This window comes from Butyrivibrio fibrisolvens (genome assembly GCF_023206215.1).
Lineage (GTDB): Bacteria > Bacillota > Clostridia > Lachnospirales > Lachnospiraceae > Butyrivibrio > Butyrivibrio fibrisolvens_C.
The window spans coordinates 1,888,146-1,913,069 of sequence record NZ_CP065800.1; the positions used below are offsets into that span (position 1 = coordinate 1,888,146).

18 protein-coding genes and 1 pseudogene are annotated in these 24,924 nt (G+C 39.9%); 14 read left to right on the plus strand and 5 right to left on the minus strand.

From position 1 onward, the window contains the following. Positions 1-23: 23 nt before the first annotated feature. Positions 24-2,519, plus strand: coding sequence for a Spy0128 family protein (locus tag I7804_RS07775; RefSeq protein ID WP_248405803.1), 2,496 nt, complete (start codon positions 24-26; stop codon positions 2,517-2,519). 201 nt (positions 2,520-2,720) lie between these two features. Here the strand turns inward: I7804_RS07775 and I7804_RS07780 are convergent, their stop codons facing one another. Next, complete coding sequence (locus I7804_RS07780; protein WP_110074033.1) at positions 2,721-2,957, minus strand: cysteine-rich small domain-containing protein; 237 nt, start codon at positions 2,955-2,957, stop codon at positions 2,721-2,723. Between the two features lie 187 nt (positions 2,958-3,144). On the opposite strand from I7804_RS07780, the gene I7804_RS07785 reads away from it, so the two are divergent. Then, on the plus strand, positions 3,145-4,443 hold the full coding sequence (locus tag I7804_RS07785) for a hypothetical protein (protein WP_248405805.1): 1,299 nt from the start codon (positions 3,145-3,147) through the stop codon (positions 4,441-4,443). Between the two features lie 102 nt (positions 4,444-4,545). On the opposite strand, the gene I7804_RS07790 is transcribed toward I7804_RS07785, so the two are convergent. Further along, complete coding sequence (locus tag I7804_RS07790) at positions 4,546-5,217, minus strand: hypothetical protein (protein ID WP_110074031.1); 672 nt, start codon at positions 5,215-5,217, stop codon at positions 4,546-4,548. A 288-nt stretch (positions 5,218-5,505) separates the two neighbouring features. Between I7804_RS07790 and I7804_RS07795 the strand changes: the two genes are divergently transcribed. From I7804_RS07795 to I7804_RS07810, 4 genes and pseudogenes are all read left to right on the plus strand, one after another. After that, the gene (locus I7804_RS07795; RefSeq protein ID WP_248405807.1) at positions 5,506-6,693 is read left to right on the plus strand and encodes a cation:proton antiporter; all 1,188 of its coding nucleotides are present in this window, start codon (positions 5,506-5,508) and stop codon (positions 6,691-6,693) included. Between the two features lie 364 nt (positions 6,694-7,057). Beyond that, positions 7,058-7,165: pseudogene (locus I7804_RS19275) on the plus strand (rubredoxin); the annotation flags it as partial. Between the two features lie 42 nt (positions 7,166-7,207). Continuing rightward, complete coding sequence (gene rbr, locus I7804_RS07805; protein WP_027204281.1) at positions 7,208-7,753, plus strand: rubrerythrin; 546 nt, start codon at positions 7,208-7,210, stop codon at positions 7,751-7,753. 555 nt (positions 7,754-8,308) lie between these two features. Next, positions 8,309-10,150: a glycoside hydrolase family 36 protein gene (locus I7804_RS07810; protein ID WP_248405809.1), complete on the plus strand. Its 1,842-nt coding sequence runs from the start codon at positions 8,309-8,311 to the stop codon at positions 10,148-10,150. Between the two features lie 420 nt (positions 10,151-10,570). Here the strand turns inward: I7804_RS07810 and I7804_RS07815 are convergent, their stop codons facing one another. The 3 genes from I7804_RS07815 to I7804_RS07825 form a co-directional block, all read right to left on the minus strand. Continuing rightward, positions 10,571-12,958, minus strand: a complete 2,388-nt coding sequence (locus I7804_RS07815) for a phosphoketolase (RefSeq protein ID WP_110074027.1) — start codon at positions 12,956-12,958, stop codon at positions 10,571-10,573. A gap of 537 nt (positions 12,959-13,495) precedes the next feature. After that, entirely contained in the window at positions 13,496-14,551 is a 1,056-nt protein-coding gene (locus tag I7804_RS07820; protein ID WP_248405811.1) for an ArsR/SmtB family transcription factor, read from the minus strand. A 154-nt stretch (positions 14,552-14,705) separates the two neighbouring features. Next, the gene (locus tag I7804_RS07825; RefSeq protein ID WP_248405813.1) at positions 14,706-16,019 is read right to left on the minus strand and encodes an MFS transporter; all 1,314 of its coding nucleotides are present in this window, start codon (positions 16,017-16,019) and stop codon (positions 14,706-14,708) included. 446 nt (positions 16,020-16,465) lie between these two features. On the opposite strand from I7804_RS07825, the gene I7804_RS07830 reads away from it, so the two are divergent. The 8 genes from I7804_RS07830 to I7804_RS07865 all read left to right on the plus strand — a co-directional run bounded on the left by I7804_RS07830 (position 16,466) and on the right by I7804_RS07865 (position 24,892). Continuing rightward, on the plus strand, positions 16,466-17,386 hold the full coding sequence (locus I7804_RS07830) for a CorA family divalent cation transporter (RefSeq protein ID WP_248405815.1): 921 nt from the start codon (positions 16,466-16,468) through the stop codon (positions 17,384-17,386). 219 nt (positions 17,387-17,605) lie between these two features. Continuing rightward, positions 17,606-19,420, plus strand: a complete 1,815-nt coding sequence (locus I7804_RS07835; RefSeq protein WP_248405817.1) for a glycoside hydrolase family 27 protein — start codon at positions 17,606-17,608, stop codon at positions 19,418-19,420. 22 nt (positions 19,421-19,442) lie between these two features. Beyond that, a complete protein-coding gene (locus I7804_RS07840; RefSeq protein WP_248405819.1) occupies positions 19,443-19,874 on the plus strand; it encodes a hypothetical protein in 432 nt (143 codons plus the stop codon). A gap of 271 nt (positions 19,875-20,145) precedes the next feature. Next, positions 20,146-20,787, plus strand: a complete 642-nt coding sequence (locus tag I7804_RS07845) for a metal-dependent hydrolase (protein WP_248405820.1) — start codon at positions 20,146-20,148, stop codon at positions 20,785-20,787. Positions 20,788-21,071: 284 nt separating this feature from the next. Then, positions 21,072-21,248 (plus strand): hypothetical protein, encoded by a 177-nt coding sequence (locus I7804_RS07850; protein ID WP_248405821.1) that lies wholly within the window; start codon positions 21,072-21,074, stop codon positions 21,246-21,248. Further along, positions 21,245-21,838, plus strand: a complete 594-nt coding sequence (locus I7804_RS07855; protein WP_051211855.1) for a hypothetical protein — start codon at positions 21,245-21,247, stop codon at positions 21,836-21,838. Before I7804_RS07850 ends, I7804_RS07855 begins: the two co-directional genes overlap by 4 nt. Positions 21,839-21,863: 25 nt before the next feature. After that, positions 21,864-22,736 (plus strand): fumarylacetoacetate hydrolase family protein, encoded by an 873-nt coding sequence (locus I7804_RS07860; protein ID WP_248405822.1) that lies wholly within the window; start codon positions 21,864-21,866, stop codon positions 22,734-22,736. Between the two features lie 557 nt (positions 22,737-23,293). After that, positions 23,294-24,892 carry a hypothetical protein gene (locus I7804_RS07865; protein ID WP_248405823.1) on the plus strand — a complete coding sequence of 533 codons (1,599 nt, stop codon included), beginning with the start codon at positions 23,294-23,296 and terminating at the stop codon, positions 24,890-24,892. Positions 24,893-24,924: the final 32 nt, after the last annotated feature.

The following is a 24,924-nucleotide window of genomic DNA, read 5'->3' on the forward strand; positions in this document are numbered from 1 at the left end:
AAAAGGGTACGGAGGGGAAATGTATGAAGAGACGACTTGTAAGAAACTTACTCTCAGGTGCTGTGGCTGCTACCGTTCTATTCCAGGTCATGGGAAGATGCGGTATAACAACCTACGCGGAAAACAGCTCAGATCAGATGATCGGAGACCAGACCATTTCAGACAATGGCGATAATAATACGGGTGATCAGACTACTGATAACGAAGCTACGGGTAATGATGTATCAGATAATGGTTCTATAGGTGATGGAATTATAGATGATGGTCAGGATGGTTTGAATGGTCAGGGTGATTTAGATGATAGTAATGTTCAGGGTGGCAGTGAAGATCAGACAGAATCAGACAATTTAGATCAGGAAGGACAGGATATAGAAGATTCTGAAACAGATCTGGATAGTGAAGAAGCTATACCGGAAAAAGGATCTGAAAAGGATAATACCAAAACAAATAAAGAAGTCACTGAAGGTAAAGGTGATGACGAAGCAGAATATAAGGTTGTAACTATAACTTATATAGCAGGAGAGGGTGGAACTCTTGAAGGGATTACTAATGGAGAGACATCATTAACTGAAGAAGTTGTTATAGCATTAGATGATGATAATACAGATGAAACAGCTTCAGAGGAATCAGCAGATACTTCTTATACTGATGAAGAAGAAATTGCGGATTCATCCGCAGACGGTTCTGCAGATCTTACTTCTGTTCAGGAAGATACAAATGCCAGTGCTGATACAGCGAAGGCTCCAGATGAAGCGGTAGAAGAATCTGTAGATGCTGCACCTGCAGAAGATAGTGAAGCTGCATCTGCAGATGAGACAGTTGAAGGAGCTACAGCTCTTCCTGAAGTAGGATATGAATTCGTAAGCTGGACACTTGCTGATGCTGACAGCCTCGTATCAACTGAAGAAAGTCTAGAGCTTTCTGCCTCTGATATAGAGACTCTTAGCGGCAATGCTAATGAGCTTACATTCATGGCAAGCTTTAAGCAGGCTGATGTCTATACATCTGTGGATTTTACACCAACAGTTTATTCTTCTCTTTCAGGTAAGGATCTTACTGCCGGAGAGTTTAATTACTACATGGTAAGTACTGATGCAAATGGTAATAGTATAGATGGTTATGCAGCTACTGCTTCAAACCAGGCAGATGGAGTTGTACAGTTCCCAAGCATAACCTATGACAAGCCCGGAACATATTATTACAAGATAACACAGACAGATGAAGGAAAAGAAGGCTATATTTACGACAATAACTTTTATTCTTTAAGAGTGTATGTAGCCGAGGATGCTGATAAAGCCGGTGCTCTTAATGCAAATGCTGCATATTTTAAAAATGCAAGTGCACCTGCAATTACTGTTAGAATGTATGATTATGAAGAAGATTCCAGTAATGGAAGCCCTATAAATGATGGTCACGCATTTAAGTTTTCCAATGGATCGAAGTATCAGGGCTTTAACAAATGGGTCGGTTCTCAAAAAGGAATATATCAGGGTATCGTATTAACAACTCTTGGAGAAGATGGCTATCCTGTATTAAACAGTGCTGTTACTAAAAGTAGTGAAAGTCTTGCTTACCTTTTTAACGGAACTACTGATGGCGTAGAATCATATAATGAGAACGCTACTTTATATAACGCTGATGGTAATGGAATGTATACCTACAATAGTAGCAGTTTCTATCCTTTTGGCACAGGCAACAATCTGTTTGGAGTAGTTACTGAGACAGCCTTTATAATACCTGAAGACGGCAAAGCCGGTGATAGTGATATGGTCTACCGCTTCTCAGGAGATGATGATGTATGGGTATATGTTGATGGACAGCTTGTTATAGACCTTGGTGGTATACATGATGCTTATGGCGCTGAAGTTAACTTTAATTCAGGTGATATCTCATATTTCAATCCAGGTGGAAACGGCATTGCACCAGATAACAAGTATATCAATAATTTAAGTGAAGTCTTTTCAGAAGGATGGAAAGACGGACAGATGCACCAGCTCAAGATCTTTTATTTTGAACGTGGTAAGTATAAGTCAAACTATAACTCAATGTTTAATCTTAATCTGATTGCTAACTTCAGCAATACATATGAGCAGGTTATAGTTCCTGATGTTCCCAAGGAAGATCCGCCAGTAACACCTGAGGAACCCACTGTAACACCGCAGGATCCTCCTGTAGTACCTGAAACACCTCAGGAGCCTGCAACTACGACAACAACTACAACAACTACAACAACTACTACTACAGAAACACCTCAGACAACTTCTGAGCAGGCTGTGACAGAGGAGACACCTATAAGCGCACCTCCAATAGCAATGGTGGATGAAGAGCCTGAAGTTCTTGGTGAGACAAGACTTGCAGTTACTGATGAAGGCGAAGAAGAAGCAGTCCTTGGAGAGTCCAGAAATCGTACAACAGGTGATGATTTCAATATTGCAGGGAACATTATAATAATAATAGTTGCAGCTATGGCAATTGTCGTACTTGCAGCTCATGCTAGAAAGCGCAGAACCATTGACTGATTAGATTATTGATTTTTCAAATGGCAGATGTGTATGAGTATCTATTTATAAATAGGATTTAAATATTTAATATATTCTAAGATCATTGGTTTTGAACATTGAATATTGATCCAAGAATCATGATCAAAGATTCTCTATGAAATAGTAATCGCATAAAGTTAAAAAAGTCGCCTGGAGACAACATTTCAGGCGACTTTTGTTTTATGGTATGAGACGTTTTATTATCTCTTTGTAATTGTCCGCTTCATGAGGGAATGTACAGCTCATACAGCTTTTAATAATCTTATCGCCCTTTTGGATATATTCAGGGCTTCCCGGACATTCATCCTTGAAATATAAAGGGCAATAACAAAAAAGACAGTTCATATGCTCCATCCCTTCATGACAAGGGTAGTATTTGCAATCTCTGTTTTCAAAATACTTAAATGAATTCTCCATAAAAACTCCGCTTTGAACAAATACTTTAACACGATAATTATAACACATTGCATTTCGTCGTATAAAATATGCTTTCTGTCGAAATATGCTTTACATCTTAAAAAAGGTGGTATTCTGATAACTGTCAGCAGGTAACAAATCGCTGACCGATTCCAACAATCAATTTTAACAATGAGAGGAAATGACAATGAGAAAAAAGATTGTAACTTTGTTTTTAACCGGTTTGTGCTCAGCATCCATGGTATTTGGCTGCGTGGGAACTACAGCATTTGCACAGAAGGGATCTTCAGATAGTAAAAAGTCTCAGACCTCTAAAGATAGTGATGATAAAAAGGATTCAAAGAAGGATTCCAAGGACGATTCCAAGAGCGATTCAAAAAAGGATTCCAAGGACGATTCAAAGAAAGATTCAAAGAAAGATTCAAAGAAAGATTCAAAGAGCGGATCAGGAAGCAGTTCCAAATCAAAGTCCAAGGATTATGGCGATGCAGAAGAAGTCCTTGCAGAGGCTTTTGAGACAATCTATGATTCAGAGTGCATTGGATTGTCAGGCACTAGCACAGTGACATATGATGACGGAGAAGAGGCTTTATTTGATTCATATATCCTTGCAGATGATAGCACATATATCGAAGTTCTTTCTAACGAAGACGACAGCGACATAGCATATCTTGTTGTTGCATATGAGAACAAGAAGTCTTGGGACAAGTATATCATTCCTGCAGGTGGTGCAGAGGACGATATTACAATTGACGAGGTCGACTTTGGAGATCTTGAAGAGAGCGGATATTCAATAGCTGTAGGAACACTTGCTGATGTTTCATCTGCTGAGTGGGAAGAAGGCAGTGAAGGTGAGACTATCGAGGCTGAGATAGAAGATTATGATCTGACCTATACAGCAGATCTTGATGATGATTCCAGAATCGAAAGAATAGAAACATCAAACGGAGAGGATTACGAGATCTATTACGATGAAGAGATCCAGTACATCGTCAAGGATTTCCTGAATGTTCTCGACGAGATGGAGCCTGATGACGGGGGTTATATCGAATCATTCAGAGAAGGTATTGAAAGTTCTGATGAATACGACTATGACGATGACTATTCAGACTATGAAGTCGATGGTGATAAGCTTGGAACATATGTAGATACACCTATCTATTGGCTTGAAGATCTTGTAGAGCTTCTTGATGAAGATGACTATAGCTATGATGAAGTATATGAAGCTCTTGAAGCTCTTGATGGAGCTGTAGAAGATGGCCTTGATTATTACAGTAGTGATGCAAGCGGAATGTTTTCTGCAGGTTATGATGACAATGCATATGCTAAGGTAAAGAAGGGTAAGACAGCTACATATATCCTCCTGTTCTATATACCTGAGACAGACAGCTATGGACAGATTGAAGTAACTGTAAAGAATACTACTAAGAGTGATCAGTATGCTATCGATTGTGAGATTACAGGTTATTCTGTAAGTGAAGAGTAATAAATGCTCTTGGAGATACGCTTAGGCAATATACACTGGGATAATAGAATATAAAGTAAAAAAAGGTGTGGTCACATGACCACACCCTTTTTAATAGGCTATTTATTCAGCGTCAAGAACGAATGTAATATCTGTATCTTCGTCGATATCGAATTCACTTAAATCAAGAACGCCTGTAAGATTGCCATCTTCGTATGTGAGAACCCAACCTTCACCTTCTTCGCCATCTTCACCAACGGTCTCAACACCCTTAAGAGTGATTGAATCTCCATCGATTTCATACTCGCCGGTCTCTTCTTCTTCGAAATCAGAAACTTCGAATTCTGTCATATAATCAGCGATGAAATCTTCTTTGGACTCATAACCCATTGTCTCCCAAATTGAAGAATAACCAGCAGCCTCAAGAACTTCATCAATAGTCATTCCTTCAAGAGATGGTTCAGAAGCAATCTCATTTTCAAAAACGCTTGTCATGAAAGGCTCAATGTTCTCTTCCATGTAAGCTTTGAAATTATCTGATGTAGCCTCAGCGTCAACTGTGAGAGTATACTCGCCTTCTGAAAGCTCAAGCTTATAAGGAACAACAAGAGTTCCTGTCCATTCATAATCACTTGTACCTACAGCAGATTCCATGGCGTCCTTCATGACAGTTCCCATGTACTGAGAGAGATCAACATCTGCAGTATAATTTCCATCAAAGTTTTTCTTACTGCAGCCAATAAGTGAAAGCATCATTGTTGCAGTGAGTGCAATAGCACCTAATTTCTTCATCATAATTTTTCCTCCTAATTATATAAAACACAACTATTCTTTTTTATCATGTTTAGAGATAAAAAGCAAGATAATATCTGATATATGGTACAATAGTGTATTGTATTGTGAGCGTTAAGATTGTGAACACCACATATTATTATCTTGACACACTGACTTTATTTTGCTAAAACAGATAAGGTTATTAATTCATAAAAAGGGTAAATTAACGATAAATGTCCCCCCGTTTTGCTATAACAGTGGAACAGGCGTTTATCGTTTTTATATGTTAGAGGAAAAGAGGACAAAATTATGGAAAAGTATGAGTTTCTGAAAGATCTGGCGATCATATTGTTATCAGCCAAGATCTTCGGTATTGTCGCTAAGAAGTTCAAGGCACCTCAGGTAGTTGGAGAGATCATTGCAGGTCTTATTGTGGGTAACTGCCTCCTGGGTCTTGTACAGGAGTCTGATTTTATATCAGGTATAGCAGAGATCGGTGTTATCATGCTCATGTTCGAAGCAGGACTTGGCACCAATATGAAGAAGCTTAAAGAGACAGGTGTTAAGGCTACTATCATAGCCTGCTCAGGTGTATTTATTCCACTTATTCTGGGCGCTATATTGTATATGTCTTTTTATGGTTTTGCTTCCTATGGTACAGAAGAATTCACCAAGGCTCTGTTTATCGGAACTATCATGACTGCTACAAGTGTTAGTATCACAGTTGCTGCTCTTAAAGAGATGGGCAAGCTCTCAAGCACTGTAGGAACTACAATCATGAGTGCAGCTATCATAGATGATGTTATTGGTATCATCGTACTTACTATGGTTCTGGGCCTTAGAGATACTACTCAGAATCCCGGAATGGTAATCGTTAAGTCTGTTCTTTTCTTCGTTATAGCAGCTGTTTCAGGCGTTGTAGTTTATAGAGTATTTGCATGGCTTGATACAAGATATGAGCACACAAGACGTATCACAATAGCCAGCCTTGCATATTGCCTCGCAATGGCATATGTTGCTGAGAAGTATTTTGGAATCGCTGATATCACAGGCGCATATGTAGCCGGTATCGTTCTGTGCAACCTTGCAGATGCTTCTTATATAGAGCGCCGAGTAGATATAAGTTCATACATGGTATTTGCTCCTGTATTCTTTGCTGGAATAGGTCTTAAGACAAGCTTTGATTCTATGAACAGTACGCTCCTTGTCTTTTCTATCGCATTTGTAATAGTCGCTCTTCTTGGCAAAATTATTGGATGCGGACTTGTATCCAAGGCACTTAAGTTCAACTGGTCCGATTCACTTAAGATAGGACTTGGAATGATGACAAGAGGAGAAGTAGCGCTTATTGTAACCAATAAGGGCCTTGAAGCCGGGATTATATCTAATGAATACTTCTCTGCCGTAATCCTTCTTATCATCATCAGTTCTATTTCAACACCACTTCTTCTTAAAGCGGTTTATAACAAGGATGAGAAAAAGAAGCTGGCAGCCTGATCTTTATTATAATATTAGTGCAGTTGTTAGAGTGTAAGTTACTCTGACAACTGCATTTTTTTACCCGAAATAAGTAATAAGGTTAAATAATTACATCTCTTTTTTTATCTTGTAAATAAGCATTTATAGATTTATCATTAGTATATATAAGATTTTGTCTTCAATAATTGTAAACAATTTAAGAAAATGTTCTTGGTCAGTCATCAAATGCCCTATATGCCAGCATTAGATGACTAACATAAGGCATTTTCTAAAGTCGTTTACTATGCATTATGAAAAATTTTTTGTAATCGGCAGGTTGTAATCGGCGTTTATAACATGGCAGACTATAAATGATCGGTACAGCAAAGAAAGGAGACAGTCTATGAAGTACATTTGTCAGATATGTGGTCACATATATGACGAAGAAAAGGAAGGAGTTCCTTTTGAGCAACTTGGAGATGACTGGACATGTCCTAAATGTCATCAACCAAAATCTGAATTCAAACCCGTAGAAGAGAAAGAGGATACAGACATGGCAAAAACAAATCCATACGCAGGAACCAAAACAGAGAAGAATCTTGAGGCAGCATTTGCAGGTGAATCTCAGGCAAGAAATAAATATACATACTTTGCTTCTGTAGCAAAGAAAGAGGGATATGAGCAGATCGCAGCTCTTTTCCTAAAAACAGCAGACAATGAAAAAGAGCATGCTAAGATGTGGTTCAAAGAGCTTAAGGGAATCGGTGATACCAAGGAGAATCTTGCAGCAGCTGCTGATGGTGAGAACTATGAGTGGACAGATATGTACGAGGGCTTTGCTAAGACTGCCGAGGAAGAGGGCTTCCCGGAGCTTGCTAAAAAGTTCCGTGCTGTAGGCGAGATCGAGAAGCATCATGAGGAGAGATATCGTGCTCTTCTTAAGAATGTTGAGACTGCTAAAGTCTTCGAGAAGAGTGAAGTTAAGGTTTGGGAGTGCAGAAACTGCGGTCATATCGTAGTAGGAACCAAAGCTCCTGAAGTATGCCCTGTATGTAATCACCCTCAGTCATACTTCGAAGTTCACGAAGAGAACTATTGATAATAAACTCCATAGCTTACTAAAAGGATGTCACAAATGTGACATCCTTTTTTTGAAAGTGCGTGCAAGGCCAGTGCGGTATCCCCTAAAGCTTTGCCGGGGCGGATGGTATATAAACCATTGACGTGCTGTTAATCGTTTTTCAATTCATGGCATGATATCTGTAGCTTTTTATTCTGGGGTCTGAAACTCGCTTCGCTCAGACAAGCAGACCCCGGGCAGAATAAAAAACTCCATCTATCACGCTCATGAATTTGTAAAAACGATTAAAAGCGCGTCAATGTTTTATATACTATCCGCCCCGGCAAAGCTTTAGGGGATACCGCATTGGCTAAGTTGTGGAAGTTTGCAAATAGAGCGTGTATTAATAAGTTTTGTTATCTATATCAAAAGTTCCAAGCTTTTTTGTAATGTAATTTTTAATATTATTAGTATTGGTTACTCAAGTTCGCACTTGTACGGTGCAGCAAAAACTTTGGTGATGCTGTATTGTACAAGTGCGAGGGGCTGCATTTAGAAATATGGTAGAAGGTATTTATCAAAAGGAGAAAACATATGGAAGAAGTATATGCATTTCAGGTGAAGGTAAGAGGGGATTCTTTTAACGGACATTATACTAATGGTATATCGCTTGCTAATAGTGAGAGTGTCAGAAGATGTAGGGAAGTATATAAGGATGATGAGAAGACTGTATATGAAGCTGATAATTATAAGGTTACAGCTTATCATATACCTAAAGGCGATGTGATACAGTGTTACACTGTCTTTGAGAATACATCAAGCAAGGATATCACAATAGATCTCCTGTCATCTTTTTGCATTGATAATATAGAAGCAGATGTCCTTCATAGAGCGACGTCTTTCTGGAGCGCTGAAGGTAAGCTTCTAACACAGAAACTTACTGATCTTAACATGGAACCATCCTGGAACAAGCATGGGACCAGAATCGAGAAGTTCGGACAGATAGGTTCTATGCCTGTCCGTAAATGGTTCCCATATGCTGTTCTTGAAAACAATGCTACCGGTGAATTTATCGGTGTGCAGATATATTGCGCCTCCAGCTGGCAGATAGAGGCCTTTAGGACAGCTGATCCTGTTTCGCTGTGCGGAGGTCTTGCAGATTTTGATTACGGCCACTGGTGTAAGTGCATCAGAAGCGGCGAGAGCTTCACTACGCCTAGGGCAGTCGTTGCTAAGGGTAAGTCTTTACTTGAAGTGAGTGATAAGCTTGTAAAGGCGCAGAACCCTCGTATAGCAGATGTAGATAAGGATATGCCTATTATATACAATGAATACTGCACGACCTGGGGCAATCCTACTCTCGATAATGTTAAGAAGATATGCGAAGCACTTAAAGATACTATGGTCAGATACCTTGTTATAGACAGCGGCTGGTACAAACAGCCTGATAAATTCTGGTGGGATACGATAGGAGACTGGGACGAAAGTCCTGAGCTTTTCCCAAATGGAATCAAAGAGATGACAGATATGATAAAGTCTTACGGCCTTATCCCCGGCATCTGGTTCGAGTTTGAAAAGGCGGCAACACTATCACAGTTGTATGAACAGACTGAGCACCTGTTAAAGCGTTTTGGTGATCCTATCAATGTTGATGGTCAGAGATTCCTTGATATGAGAGATGACTGGTGCATAGATTATCTGTCCAAAAAGGTTATAGATTTTCTGAAAAAGAACGGATTTGGGTATATCAAAATTGACTATAACGATACTATAGGTGTAGGCTGCGATGGCGCAGAGAGCCTTGGAGAAGGTCTTAGACAAAGCGTTCTGGGAACTCAGAAGTTCTTCAAAAAGCTTTCTGACGAAATCCCATCACTGGTAATAGAGAACTGTTCAAGCGGCGGACACAGACTAGAGCCTTCCATGATGGAACTTGTATCACAGGCAAGCTTCTCTGATGCCCATGAATGCAAGAGCATCCCTGTAATAGCCGCTAACCTTCACAGAGTCATACGCCCCGAGCAGAGCCAGATATGGGCAGTTCTAAGAGCAGCAGATGACATCCATAGGGTCAATTATATCCTAAGCTCAGCATTCCTTGGAAGAATGTGCCTTAGTGGTGAGATATTTGATATAGACCAAAGAGCCTGGGACACTACACATAAGGCTATAGACTTCTATGATGAAGTTAAGCATATCATAAAGAACGGTATGACAACAGTAATAGACTGCAAATGTAATGACTACAATAATCTTACAGGATATCAGGCTGTTATTAGAGAGTATGAGGATGAAGCACTTATGGTAGTACATACTTTTGAAAATGGTGCTAATCCTGATATAGATAAATATCTGTCCGGATATAACATCCTAGATACCTTTGGCAGTGAACTGGATGGAGATTTTAGAGGAAAAGCTTTTTTCTTAAGAAGATAATTTTATAATTAAATTTGCCTGAAACTTCGCACTTGCCAAACATATGTCACCCCTTGAGGCAGTGCCGATGTGGACAGTTTATAATGTATTTTCGTATCTTTTGAAGGTGTTATAAAATTCAGGAGCATGATAGATGGAGCTTTATATTCTGCATAGGGGCTGCATGTCTGAGCGAAGCGAGTTTCAGCCCCTAGAATATAAAGCTCCAGATATTGTGCCCTGAATTTATAACACCTTCAAGATACGAAAATGCATTATAAACTGTCCGCGTTGGCGCTGCCTCAAGGGGTGACATATGTTTGGCAAGTGCGAAGTTTCTCTCCTCCACATAAAAAGGTCCTGCCCCGGATTTTCATCCGAGGGCAAGACCTTTTATTTTAAACACTTTTATGACTCCGTTATGTGAGCTTTATGAAAGGATTATTTCTCCCATTTCCAATTAGCTACTTCAGGAAGATCAAGACCAACCTCGTGGATGTACTGCTTGTGCTCAACAAGCTTGTCGCTCATGCGCTGGTAGAGATATGCGCCGCGGTTTCCAAGCTGTGGAAGATACTTAAGAGCATCCTGTACAAGGTGGAATCTATCGATATTGTTCTGAACTCTCATATCGAATGGAGTTGTGATAGTTCCTTCTTCCTGATATCCGCGAACATGCATAAGTCTGTTGTTGTGACGACGATATGTAAGCTCGTGAATAAGTGTAGGATAGCCGTGGAAGTTGAAGATTACAGGCTTATCAGTTGTGAAGAGCATGTCATATTCAGCGTGTGAGAGACCGTGAGGGTGCTCTGATGCAGGCTGAAGTTTGAACAGGTCGACAACGTTGATGAATCTGATCTTAACTTCAGGAAGTTCCTTGTTAAGGATTGATACAGCTGCAAGTGCCTCGAGTGTAGGTGTCTCACCTGCACAAGCGAAGATGATATCAGGTTCCTGACCCTGGTCATTGGAAGCCCAATCCCAGATACTGATACCCTGTGTGCAGTGCTTAACAGCCTGTTCCATAGTGAGCCACTGTGGACGAGGATGCTTAGATGCAACGATAACGTTTACATAGTTACGGCTTCTTACGCAGTGATCGAAAGTAGAGAGCAGGCAGTTAGCATCTGGTGGAAGATACAGACGTACTACGTCAGCTTTCTTGTTAGCGATATGATCCATGAAACCGGGATCCTGATGTGTGAAACCGTTGTGGTCCTGCTGCCATACGTTAGATGACAGGAGGAGGTTAAGAGATGCGATCTCTTCTCTCCATGGAAGCTGGTTGCAAACTTTCAGCCACTTAGCGTGCTGAGCTACCATTGAGTCGATGATACGGATGAATGCCTCGTAGCTTGCGAAGAAACCGTGACGACCTGTAAGAAGGTATCCTTCAAGCCATCCTTCGCACATATGCTCTGAAAGCATTGAGTCCATAACACGTCCGTCAGCGTTAAGAGCATCATCGATATCAAGTGTATCTGCATTCCAAACTCTGTTTGTCTCCTCAAATACAGCATTAAGTCTGTTAGAATTGGTTTCATCAGGTCCAAATACACGGAAGTTGCGTGATTCCTTGTTGAGCTTGATGATATCACGAACGAACTTACCAAGTTCTGTCATATCCTGTCCGTCTTTTTCGCCGGGAGCTGTTACATCGAAAGCGTACTTGCGGAAGTCAGGCAGACGAAGGTCACGAAGAAGCAGACCACCGTTACCATGAGGGTTAGCACCGATACGTGCATTGCCTGTAGGAGCAAGTGCCTTAAGTTCAGGGATAAGCTTACCGTTCTCATCGAAGAGTTCTTCTGCATGATAGCTCTTGAGCCACTTTGTAAGGATCTCAAGGTGATCATCATGATCCATCATTACAGGAACCTGATGTGCTCTCCAGTAATCTTCAACCTTATCGCCATTTACATAATCAGGGCCTGTCCATCCCTTAGGAGTTCTAAGGACGATCATAGGCCATACAGGACGAGTTGTATCGCCTGTCTCACGAGCGTGTTTCTGGATAGCCTTGATCTCTTCGATGACGCTGTCCATAGTTTCAGCCATCTTTCTGTGCATATACATAGGGTCTGAACCCTCTACGAAATATGGCTTCCAGCCCATACCTTCGAAGTACTTCACAAGCTCTTCGTGTGAGATACGTGAAAGGATAGTAGGGTTAGCAATCTTATATCCATTGAGGTGCAGAATAGGAAGAACAGCACCGTCTGTCTTAGGGTTAAGGAACTTATTGGACTGCCATGATGTAGCAAGAGGTCCTGTCTCAGCCTCACCATCACCAACAGTAACAGCTGCAATAAGGTCCGGGTTATCAAATACAGCACCAAATGCATGTGCTATAGAATAGCCGAGCTCACCACCTTCGTTGATAGAACCGGGAGTCTCAGGTGCACAGTGGCTTGGAACACCGCCTGGGAATGAGAACTGCTTGAACAGCTTCTGCATACCTTCTTCGTCTTCGCTGATGTTAGGATAGATCTCGCTGTAAGAGCCTTCAAGATATGTGTTGGCAACATAGAAGTTTCCGCCATGTCCGGGACCTGATAATAAGATCAAATCAAGGTCATATCTCTTGATAGCACGGTTTAAGTGAACATAAACAAAGTTCTGTCCAGGTACAGTTCCCCAGTGACCAACGATCTTCTTCTTGATCATATCCATTGTAAGTGGCTTCTTAAGAAGAGGATTATCAAGCAGATAAAGCTGGCCGGCTGAAAGATAATTGGCTGCACGCCAGTAGGCGTTCATTTTGGTGAGTAGCTCGTCTGTGATAGGTCCTTTTTCTTCACAGACAGTTGTCTTAACGTCTTCCATTTCTTCTCCTTTAATACTTGTAAATACCAGTAAATAACAAATTCAAAATGCCATCTACCATATAGTTCTTCGTGTTAAAAAATTAACACGAACAAAATAATATAACATTGTGGGAAAAAATACAATAGGAAACTAAAATATTTTATTTGTACCTAAAAAGATAGCAATTAATGAAAACAATAAAGCAAGCATTAAGTATACTTGATAGTCGGAATGTTATATGATAAAAATTTTGAATAATAGGGCGAATAATTTGGAATACATAGAGCAATACTTGACCAGATAGGAACAAGATATGATAAGAATGATACCATATTCGTGTGTTATTGTAAATCGTCAGAAACCATTATTTGCTTCTATTATTTGGCATATGCTAAAATAATTTAGTTAGCTGTTTCCGAAAATTGCAAAAAATACTTCAAAAACAAAAAGCGGATAGGCCGAAAGGTCTATCCGCTTTTTGGAAAGTGATATTTACTATAATTATTATTTGAATTGTATAAGTATAAAAACTAAAGGAAGTGTATTGTCTTTTGTTTACTTAAGCAGTGTATCCTCAAGATATTTGATCAAAGACTTGATCGTCTCCTGATTTTGTTTATAGAAGATCTTAGAGTCTACTTTCTCAATCTGTAAGAGACTTTGTTCAAATAAAGCTGAAGTGTGATGTGATATAGTAGCTGTCGTAAGCCCTATCTTATTGGCAAGCTGTGCTCCATAATATGCCTCATCCCTGGTCAGCTGTAGGATTTCTAATTTACTCTTATCAGACAGAAGTTTTAAGATCGTAAGAGCCTTATCCTGCGTTATACTCTTTCTCTTGATCATGATCTTATCATATGTAAGACTGTCGCTGTATATAGCTCCTATCTGGGCTATGGGCCTTGCTGTTTTGATATCGTCCCCTTTAAAACTCAGACTGACTTTCATGCAGTTTAGATAGGAGAGAGTGATATAACAATCATTTGAAGAGTTAAAACCGGAAGATGAATATCCCATTTTCTTCATGACATAATCTACATATGGTTCATCTTTGGCATCTTTTTTGGCATAATCGATGGTATCTTTACCGAACTCTTCGAGCTTTTTTTCATATCTTTTAAGAACTTTAGCTGCGCGGCTTATGATAGTTAAGAGCTTTGGTATATGCTCACTGCGGTGTATATAGAGCTGCTGAAGTTTTAATTTGTCACTGTCAGCTATATCCATTTCATAGATGGCATCGATAATATCACAGATACCGGCATATTCTGCATCATCATTGTCAGAAGCATTTTTGCCGGCTCTTCTTATAAGCTGATAGAAATACTTATTGTAGCTTTCTTTTGGTATATCTTTAATATACTTTTGATAATCTTTGATAGATATGTTCTCTGGAATATCATTCATAGCAGGACATACGCTATCGTGGAGTAGGAGCATACTTGCAAATGAATAGCTGATCTTATCTTCAAGGGCATAATAGCTCCTTATATCGTCAATATCTTGTGCAAATTCTTCTCTTGCATCGTCTTCTATACGCTGGAGCAGTTCTACAAACTTTTCTTCCCTTGGCCCCGGGATGATGTCATAATCGACAGCACTTTTGTCCATATGCGGCTTAAAATATGGAGCTGGTTCCACCAATACATTTAAAAGGGATAGACTTTCGTATACATAATGTATTTTATAAGAATAATTGTTCATAAATAGAATCCTTTCATTTTCGTAGGCGGAAAACCTCTCCCCTTTGGCGATTCCGGCGATCTTAAGCTGTTATTTCATCTGCACAGCTTTTTTCATCAGCCAGAGCAGAAGACTCTTCGTTTTCTCTTTCTGCTTCTACAATAGCCTTTGTTCCTGATGTGAGCATGTACATGCCAAAAAGGAAAGCAACAACACCTGCCATAACCAGTATAACCTTTGTAGAAGTTAATTTTACCACAATACTTATAATAAAAGCAGTTACGGGTGTAATTCCAACAGAAATGGCACTTCCTATGCCTGAAACTCTTGCAAGGTAAGATCTGTCAATAACATTGAACATCTCAACATTTATATACATATTGCCAAGAGATATACCAAAGCCAAGTGCTGTAGACAGGAGTAATAGTGTGATAGCAGCTCCGTATCTTGTCTCATACAGTGGCGCTGCGCCTACAAGACCGAGATAGAAGGTTATGATAAGAGCTATCATCATTATTATAGTCTTCTTGCCATTCAAAAACTTTCTAAATACCGGGAAAAGCAGTGATCCCAGAAGCATTGATACTGTAACAGCAATTCCGAAGATAGATAAAAGTTCAGGTCCTCCCTTAAGTACTTCTGTGACTATAGGTGTCTGAAGAGAGTTGATAGGAACAAGTATACCATTTAGAAATAGTGCGACGTAAGCAAACACTACAAGGATCTTTTTTCCTTTACAGTATACAAATCCATCTTTTAACTCCTTAAGATATGCACCAGCGCTGGCAGATACCTTAGTATTAAGAGTTTCTGCAGGTATCTTCATCCATGATATAAGAAGTGCTGAGATTACAAAAGTTGCCATATCAAGATATATAGCTCCGGAGCTTCCTATAAGAGCGATGATGGCAGCGGCAAGACCGGTACCTATAAGCTCTGTGATGGATGATACTGAGCTGTTAAGAGATATAGCTTCATTGTAGGAGTCCTTATCTACAACCATAGGGAAAAAAGCTGATGAAGCAGGACCGCGGAAAGCTTCTGCAGTAGAGATGATGAGATTTAAAAGTGCTATAAGCGGAGCACTTAAAAAGCCCATCAAAAGGCCGGTAGCCATGACACCTACGCATATTGCGCGGATAAGGTCGGTTACAACCATGATGTTTTTCTTACTGTGATTCTCAACCCATGGTCCTACAAGAGGAGTCACGATGATGGTGGGGAGACGGTTGATAGCATAGATGATGGCAGACCAGGATGCCTGACCGGTAAGTTCATATACTATCCATGAAGATGCGATAGCATCTACGGAGTCTCCGAAACGATTGACGATGGTTGATGCGAGATTTTTGCGATAGTTTGGATTTCTGAATAGCTTGCCATACTTAAAACTCATGATTGATCCTCCTGTGAGAACTGGTTGAGCCTATCTGTTAAAGCTGTTCATATAGCTTAGATGAGGCGATATTTGATGTTTGTCATTTTGAAAGTTAGATGAATATCTAATATCTCCTTGATCAGTATAATACATTGATATTAGATGCATGGCAAGTATCTAGTTAGATGATGATAATATCACTATGATGCAGAATAAAAAAGATCAAGGAGACAATACATGATTCAAGCGATTCTAGATTTTATGTATCCCAAAATAGTTGATCAAAATGAGCATTTTGAATGTGGTCTAAAGAGAATTTCAATACAGTTTTTGATGAAAATGGCAATTTAAATAACTGGTGGCTTGATGAAGATTGGTATACAAACAATAGTGGCAGGAGTTTTTTTGTACGTGGTAAAATGAATTGTAGCGTGATTTTATGGATAATATACGAGGAGTAGTTTATGAGATGTTATAAGATAAGTGAAAAGTTAGAGCATATAGAGCTTAAAACATATAAAAATCTTGATTTCCAGTATGTCATAGTCATGACAAGCGATGAATGGAAAGATAGAAGTACGGATTTTGATATGGGTATTGAATGGGATATATATTCAAGATCCGGAAGTGGTACCAGAGCTGAAGTCAACTACGATTCCATAACAGGTAAGTTCTCTATACTGGATAGGCAGAACATGCCGGAGAAAGCAGGTGAGTTTTCTTTCTCACTTGATGAAAAAGGTATAATCTTCGTAGACGATCAGGGACTTGCAGGAGAGATCATAGACAGGATTTCTTCTTCCAAAAAACTGTTTAATCCATGTCTTGAAAGATTCCTTTATGATTTCCTGGAGCAGATAATCTATAACGATGCAGATCTTCTTGCATCCTATGACAGAACTCTTGATGAGATAGAGAAGAAGATATTTGCAGGGCATACAGATAATGTACTTAAAAAAATAGCTGATATGAGAAATCAGCTGCGAGATCTTAAGATTCATTATCTGGAGCTTATGGATGTATGTCAGGAGTTTGAAGAGAATGAGAATGAATTCTTCATGGCCAGCAATGAAAGATACTTCCATCTTGTTAACCAGAGAATCCAGAGACTGTATGAAAGAGTAACATCCCTTGTAGAATTCACTATTCAGCTGCGCGAGTTCTGTCAGTCCAAGACTGATGAGAAGCAGAATAGTAACCTTGCTTATCTTACTGTAATATCAAGTATTTTCATGCCTCTTACTCTTATCGTAGGATGGTATGGCATGAACTTTAAATACATGCCTGAACTTGACGAGAAGTGGGCATATCCTGTGACAGGCATCATATGTATACTAATTGTAGTAGTATGCATAACCTTCTTTAAGAAAAAGAAACTTCTGTAAAAGTCACATAATTACATTGCCTTTCTATAATGGCGCAGTAAACATAGAAACTGCGCTATTTTTTATGGTAATAATTGGGCAGATAATAGCACAGAGTGACATTGTTTTAAGGCCATAGATATTAGAAAATATGCATTGGTACATAGTACAGATCACATAACATTATTGGTACAGTACCTTGGGCAATTGGCAACAAAGTATGTATGGAAAGGACATAACATGGCTTCAGATAAGATCACTAGAACATCAAGAGAACAACCTCAGGTAATTAGCAGTAAAGATTACAGATATGATTCTTTTAATAATGGAAAGACTTTTGAGGGCAAAAAGAAAAGACTCCCTGCTATGGGGTGGAACAGCTGGAATGCATTTGGAAGCGGCAATACAGAAGCTCTTACCAAAGCTATGGCTGACAGATTCATAGAACTGGAACTTGATAAGGCAGGTTATGAATACCTTGTTCTTGATGATGGCTGTTATAACTCAGAAAGAGTAGATGGAAAGCTTACTAATGAGCCACTTAAGTTCCCAAGCGGATTTAAGGCACTTGCAGATTATATCCATGCTAAAGGCCTTAAGTTTGGAATGTACAACGATATAGGAACCAACCTCTGCGCAGGATCAGCAGTTGGAACCTGTGGCTTTGAAGATGTCGATGCAGTAAGCTATACAGATTGGGATATTGATTTTCTTAAAGTAGATAACTGCTACTATCTCTGGGATAATGCAACATTCTCAAATGGTGAGAATGCAAGATATACTTATGCTCCAAGGATTAAGGCAGTAAAGCTTGTAAGCCGTGATGGAAGCGAATATACATATAATGCAGTAACTGATGGCGTGATAACAGGAAGACATGCTAGGATCGAAGAATCCTATGTTACTAATATAGGTACTTTTGATGGAACTAATATAGGTAACACACCGGTTGGAGACCAGAGCAGCGAGCTTACCTTTGATCTAAAGAATGTAACAGAAGGTTCTTACAAACTGTATGTAACCTATGCTACAGGAAAAGAAGCCGGCGTTGGCGAGTGGCTCCAGGTTGCTGTATCAGATGGAAGCATGTCAGATTTCTTTTTTGATAACCTTGTAGAAAGTACTAAGGGACCGGAAGACTTTAAGGAAAACTATGTGTGCGATATAGCTGTAAAAGGCGGCGATACAGTTCTTAGACTTATGAATCACAGACGTCAGGAAAATACACTGTGCTCTTATGCAGCAATGTACAACTCCTTGAAAGAAGCTGATCCTAATAAGGACATACTCCTTTCAATCTGCGAATGGGGCAAGACAATGCCTGGCGATTGGGGATACAAAGTGGGTGATTCCTGGAGAATCCTTAATGATATAACATTCCAGGTAGGAAGAGACGGGGACCCTGGAAGAGGATACTGGGAAGCAGACGGAACCTGTAGTATCACATCACAGTATGATAAATGCGTAATAATGGATGAATTCGCCAGTCTTGAAAGAGGCTGGAACGACCCGGATATGATGGTTATTGGAATGGGAGATGTTGATGAAACTATGGCCAAAACTCATTTTGCCATGTGGTCTATGATGAACTCACCACTTATGCTTGGCATGGATCTTAGAAAGGTCGAAAAAGGTGACTATATCTGGAACATAATAACCAACCAAGATATCATAGCCCTCAATCAGGATGAGCTGGGCGTTCAGGCTAAGAGAGTGTGGTCAAGCCTTGCAGACAAGGATGCTGATAAGGTATACCTTATGGATCATGACAGGGTAGATATCCTTGCAAAGCCCCTTGCTAGCGGCGATATCGCAGTATCATTTATAAATCTGTCCGGCGAAGACAATACTAATAAGATAGAAATCAGCCTTGATAATATAGTAAACGCTATTGAGGGCAAGATGGCAGATCCTGAGATCTTCAAAGGCGCACAGTCATATAAGATCAAAGACCTCTGGACAGGTGAAGAGAATAGTCTTTTAGGAGAAAATGTTTCAGTAGATGGACTTAAAGCTCATGACAATGTGACACTTCGCGTATCACCAATCAGATGATTTCAAAACAGGTATTTATGACATGAAAGCAACGGTCAGAGAATTTACTCTTGCCATAATGAGAGATGATCATATCGGCGGCGAGATGATGACAGATGATGAGCTTTTTAGAGAGGCTTATACAATGAATGTCATCGACAATCAGGATTATCTTCATCCGGATGATTACATTACAAGGAAGGCAGCAGCCAGAATCATACATCATACACTACTATATCTTTTAGATGAAATAGATGTAAGTGATATACGACCTGCAAACGTCCTTGTAGACCTCTATGACTGCAGAACCTGTGTCCTTCATATAGCGCAGGTTTATTGTAAAAAAATCATGGGATCAAAGACGATCACTGATAAGTCTTCCGGCAAAACATTTGAAATCTTCGATATGAACTCCGGAATTGAGCATGAAGAAATGAATCAGATATTATCTAAAATATGGAATAGGTCAAAGTAAATGCAAATGTAAATGAAGCGATGCTTTATAAAACAAACAAGTCGCTTCATTTTTTTATGATCATTTGGTAGAATGGTGAAGCTGGTGTCATTATCGCACAGATTCTACAATCTGGCTGCAATAAGACATAAAGCATAATTGTGTATAGACAACAATAGTAAACGAATTAAGAAAATGCACTTTGTTAGTCATCAAATGTCATATATGACATTTGATGATCTACATGTATTTTAGTCGTCTACTAAAGGTATTAACAGAAGGAGGCACATCTATGCTTGGAAGAACACATTTTTTTGTAGGAATGGCGGCTGCGCTTATAACCTTAAGACCTGAGTCACTGCCTGTTGTAGTAGCAGGAACAGGAGCTGCAGCAATAGGCGGCGTCATAAGTGACATCGATTCCGGAACATCCACAGCTCATAAGGAAGCTGACAAGATAGTTATGGCGGCTACACTTGCCTTGGGAGCAGTGATCATAATAGAGTACAACTTCCATATTGGTATATACAGAAGATTACTTGCTGATAGTAACATCTATCGGATCATAACAGGAAGCGCCGCTTTTCTTTTGCTATGTGTATTTGGAATGAGGCAACCTCACAGGTCATTTATGCATTCGCTGCTGGCACTTTTTTTATTTTCATCATGTGTAGGGATAATATTCCCGGAGGTGGCGCCGTACTTTGCGATCGGATATGCATCACATCTGATAATAGACCTTCTAAACAGGAAGCATGAAAAGATACTCTGGCCCATGAAAAAAGGATATAGCTTCAACCTCTGCTCATCCAAAGGTTATGTAAATAAATTGATGATGGCTGCCGGAATATTTATATCAGCAATCTACATTTCGACACTTCCATATGTGCAGGAGGCATATGCAACTATGCTGGCAGTACTAAAGCTGAATTAGTTCCTCGGATATACTCCCACAACCTGATAATAGGAGCACTCCCATCATCATTGGTACTAAAACTTTTTGAATACCTTTTTCATGATTTCTCTCCTTTTAAAAAACTGACAACAAATAGATTATATATCGTCCCCCCATGTTTTCAATAATCTGGCTTGTAATAATAATATATTTAATTATCCAAAACTTCCTATCGGTGAGTATATCATAAAAATAGTTAGCCAAAACTAACAGTAAGTGCTATTATGAATTGGTGTACTTATAGGAGACCGAGGAGGCGTAATATGCAATTCGAAGAATTAGGAAATATGTCAGGAAAAACACTGATGCTGTTACCGGGTACCTGCTGCGATTATCAGACCAATTTTGGCACAGTTCTGGATGAATTATCAAAAAGTATCACCTTATCTGCGTCAACTATGACGGTTTTGATGGAAGCGGTTCTATTTTTCCGGATATGATAACTGTTACTAAAAAGATTGAAAAATATATAAAAGATAATCATAATGGAAGACTGGACGGCGCCATAGGATCATCTCTTGGCTCAAGCTTTGTAGGACAACTGGTTCAAAGAGAAAATGTCCATATCGATCATGCGATATTTGGAAGCCCTGACCTTGACCAAAGTGGCAAGGTAGCAGCAAAGCTTCAATCTATGCTTGTAGTTCCGCTTCTTACAAGCTTCACCAAAGGCCAGAAGAAGAGAAATAAGACCAAAGAAAAGCTAAAGAGCTTCTTCCAGATGAGCGAAGAGACAGCAGAGAAGTTCATGAACTGCTTCTCTAAATTTGATCCTATATCAATCAGGAATGAGTACTACACAGATCTTCTGACTCATCTTAAGGATGATATTAGCGTCGAGCATACAAAGGCTCATTTTATATATGCAAACAAAATGGGAGAGAAGTACTTAAAGCGTTACAAGAAGTATTTCCATGATCCAGAGATAAGAGAGTTTGATATGCAGCATGAGCAGTGGCTTTTTGGCGAAAAGGAGTACGCTGAGCCGGTACTTAAAGCTATCGATGAATTCATGGATGCGCCTGTTTGAGTTATTTATAGGAAGGTGAAAAGGTATGAGATTATACACAATTGAAGTTAATGGAAAAGAATGTGTAGCAGTAGCACAAGGACAGAGTCAGGATCTGATACTCCTTGACTCCATTGGTATATGCGTTAAAGATATGAATGAGCTGATCACAAGATTCACAGAGCTTGAACCTAAGATAAAAAAATCTCTTGAAGAATATGCAGCTAAAAGCTTATCAACAGATGAGTACAGGTTACTTGCTCCTATCCCTGTTCCCATTCAGGATGTGATCTGCCTTGGAGTTAATTATAGCGAGCATATCAAAGAGACAGCTCCCCTTGCTGACTTTACTGATAAGACAGATGCAGTCTATTTTTCCAAAAGAGTTAACAGAAGTAATGATCCTGGCGGAAGCATCCCTGTATATGACCATGTTGACAGCCTGGATTATGAAGTCGAGCTTGGAGTTGTCCTCAAAGAGGATGCATTCGGAATATCTGTATCCGAAGCTGATAAGTATATACTCGGCTACACTATCATCAATGACGTAAGTGCAAGGAACATACAGCTAAAGCACAAACAATGGTACAGAGGTAAGAGCCTAGATGGCTATACTCCAATGGGACCTTGCATCGTAACAGCAGACGAAATAGGCGATGCCCATAATCTTGCGATAGAATGTTATGTCAATGATGAGAAAAGACAAAACAGCAACACCTCATACATGATAACAACAGTAGAAGAAGCTATCTCTGAACTCTCTCAGGGCATGACCCTAAAAGCAGGAACCATAATCGCCACCGGCACTCCCGGAGGCGTAGCCATGGGCATGAAAACACCCAAGTTCCTTAAAAAAGGCGATGTTGTAAGATGCTGCATTGAGAATATCGGTGAACTTGAGAACAAAGTTGGCGAATGAGTGATTTGTTGGGCGATGCTTTCAAGGATGAAGCAAAGTTTGAAAAGTTGTACTAGAAGAAAAAATAAGCAGCCAATCGTTTGGTAATGTACAGCATAAAGCAAAACAAAGATAACAATAATTAAGAAAATATTGTCATAAAATAATAAGAATTCAGTATCCATCCGCTTTATAGTAATTATATGGGAAAGTTACTTATTTCTTGACTTAACTTTCACCCTGGCGGCGCTTCATTCTCAAAGATTTTGCAGGAGTGCGTGATCCTCAGGCATACAGTATATAAATCATTGCCATGCTTTCTAATTGTTTTATAAAATTCATGAGCGTGATAGCTGGAGTTTTTCATTCTGCCCGGGGCTGCATGTTTGAGCGAAGCGAGTTTCAGCCCCCAGAATGAAAAGCGCCAGATAGCATGCCATGAATTTATAAAACAATTAGCAGCGTGGCAATGATTTATATACTGTATGCCTGAGGGTCACGCACTCCTGCAAAATCTTTGAGAATGAAGCGCTGCCAGGGCGCGATGTTTTGTCAGCTACAAAACGGAGGATAGCAATATGGGAATGATGGAAAGACCCGTTGTCGAGACTTTAAGTGACGGCGGCAAGTATTGGGAACATGAATTCGAACACTTTTATTTAAAGGCCTATGTGCCTGTTAATGACATTGACAGCCAGGCCAATGACTACACATTCAGAGCACCGCTCCTTCTTATCTTCGAAGAAGACAGACGCAGCAAAGAAGACGCCATCTCTTTTGCCAAAGAGAGCGGCCTTGAGAAGATAGCAGCAAGATATGACTCCAGCGTCCTGTTCGTATATCCTACATGTGACGGAGCATGGGATAGTGCCACAGATGAGCTTTATAAAGAAGTCATCGCATCAGTCAAGATGTATCCTGTATATGAAGACGGCCTTGTAGAATGGAGCGATTTCATCAGTAAGAGATACATGGGCTTCTATATAAGAGGCGCTATCTTTAGAGCTGATATCTATAGTTATGGCAAGTCTGCAGACTATGTTGCAAGGAACCTGTTAAAAACAACTGACGGCCAGTATCTCTGGGGACCTGGCGAGATCACACCTTCTGTATGCTCTATGGAGAGACTTAGTGTAGTTCCTAACGTAGAGAGGAAAGATATAGCTATTGTAAGCGTAGCCAATTCTTCAAAAGTCAACGATGCATTCAAGGACTGTGAACACCTTCTTGTCACAGATGCTGCTGACTATGAGAAGGACTTTGACTCATTTGTCAAAAAGTATAAGAGATGGTGCGGAGATCTCCAGATAGAGCCTGATTTTGAAGCACTTTCCATGAATGAAGATGTCGGAGTTATAACTGTTAAGACATCTCCTGATAATAAGGGCATATTCAAGGATACCAAGGAGCACAAGATAGGTTATTTTGCTTATTATAATAAGGACATCATGGACGGATCCAAGGTACCGCTGGTACTGGGCTTCCATGGAGGCGGAGATACAGCTATGTTCCTGACCTTTGTATCAGGCTGGTATGAAGTTGCTCACAAGTATGGCTTTTTGTATGTTGCTATTGATAACCATCTTGCAGTATCAGCTACAGAGGTTGCAGAGTTCATAGAGAGCCTTAAACTTAGATATCCTATTGATGAGCACAGGATCTACGGAACAGGCTTTTCTATGGGAAGCGGTAAGTCATGGGATATGTTCCAGGAATATCCGGAGATATTTGCAGGACTTATGCCGGCAAGTGCTCTTTTTCCAAAAGATCATAACCTCTTTGGTGACTATATTGGTGACAGGATCAACAAGACAGTGCCTGTTCCGATCTTCTATTCAGGCGGAGAAGAGTCGCCTCTTCCGGAACTCCCCTTCCAGGCAGCGCAGTGCATTGAGAGAGTTCAGTATGCAGCAAGTGTCAATAAGTGTAAAGAAAGGTTCGAAGATCTTGACTTTGAAGACCGTGCTAACTGGGAAGATAAGATTTATGGAAAGAAAGCTGACCGCGTAGAAGTTGTTCATGACGACTCAAGAAACAGCGATCTTACTATACGCTATTATGACAGCGAAGACGGAGTATGCCGCACAGCTTTTGCAAGTGTGAGCCATCAGCAGCATGAATGCCGCCAGCATACATGTGAGAATGCATGGAAGTTCATCTCTAAGTTCACAAGATAAACGGCGCACCGGACGCATTCAATTTCAGATTT

Coding starts and splice junctions, on each gene's coding strand:
- I7804_RS07795 (WP_248405807.1), top strand. CDS start 5,506: ATGGAAAAGTATGAGTTTCTGAAAGATCTGGCGATCATATTGTTATCA.
- I7804_RS07850 (WP_248405821.1), top strand. CDS start 21,072: ATGCAATTCGAAGAATTAGGAAATATGTCAGGAAAAACACTGATGCTG.
- I7804_RS07855 (WP_051211855.1), top strand. CDS start 21,245: ATGATAACTGTTACTAAAAAGATTGAAAAATATATAAAAGATAATCAT.
- I7804_RS07815 (WP_110074027.1), bottom strand. CDS start 12,958: ATGGAAGACGTTAAGACAACTGTCTGTGAAGAAAAAGGACCTATCACA.
- rbr (WP_027204281.1), top strand. CDS start 7,208: ATGGCAAAAACAAATCCATACGCAGGAACCAAAACAGAGAAGAATCTT.
- I7804_RS07830 (WP_248405815.1), top strand. CDS start 16,466: ATGAGATGTTATAAGATAAGTGAAAAGTTAGAGCATATAGAGCTTAAA.
- I7804_RS07840 (WP_248405819.1), top strand. CDS start 19,443: ATGAAAGCAACGGTCAGAGAATTTACTCTTGCCATAATGAGAGATGAT.
- I7804_RS07810 (WP_248405809.1), top strand. CDS start 8,309: ATGGAAGAAGTATATGCATTTCAGGTGAAGGTAAGAGGGGATTCTTTT.
- I7804_RS07835 (WP_248405817.1), top strand. CDS start 17,606: ATGGCTTCAGATAAGATCACTAGAACATCAAGAGAACAACCTCAGGTA.
- I7804_RS07820 (WP_248405811.1), bottom strand. CDS start 14,551: ATGGACAAAAGTGCTGTCGATTATGACATCATCCCGGGGCCAAGGGAA.
- I7804_RS07845 (WP_248405820.1), top strand. CDS start 20,146: ATGCTTGGAAGAACACATTTTTTTGTAGGAATGGCGGCTGCGCTTATA.
- I7804_RS07780 (WP_110074033.1), bottom strand. CDS start 2,957: ATGGAGAATTCATTTAAGTATTTTGAAAACAGAGATTGCAAATACTAC.
- I7804_RS07825 (WP_248405813.1), bottom strand. CDS start 16,019: ATGAGTTTTAAGTATGGCAAGCTATTCAGAAATCCAAACTATCGCAAA.
- I7804_RS07860 (WP_248405822.1), top strand. CDS start 21,864: ATGAGATTATACACAATTGAAGTTAATGGAAAAGAATGTGTAGCAGTA.
- I7804_RS07790 (WP_110074031.1), bottom strand. CDS start 5,217: ATGATGAAGAAATTAGGTGCTATTGCACTCACTGCAACAATGATGCTT.
- I7804_RS07865 (WP_248405823.1), top strand. CDS start 23,294: ATGGGAATGATGGAAAGACCCGTTGTCGAGACTTTAAGTGACGGCGGC.
- I7804_RS07785 (WP_248405805.1), top strand. CDS start 3,145: ATGAGAAAAAAGATTGTAACTTTGTTTTTAACCGGTTTGTGCTCAGCA.
- I7804_RS07775 (WP_248405803.1), top strand. CDS start 24: ATGAAGAGACGACTTGTAAGAAACTTACTCTCAGGTGCTGTGGCTGCT.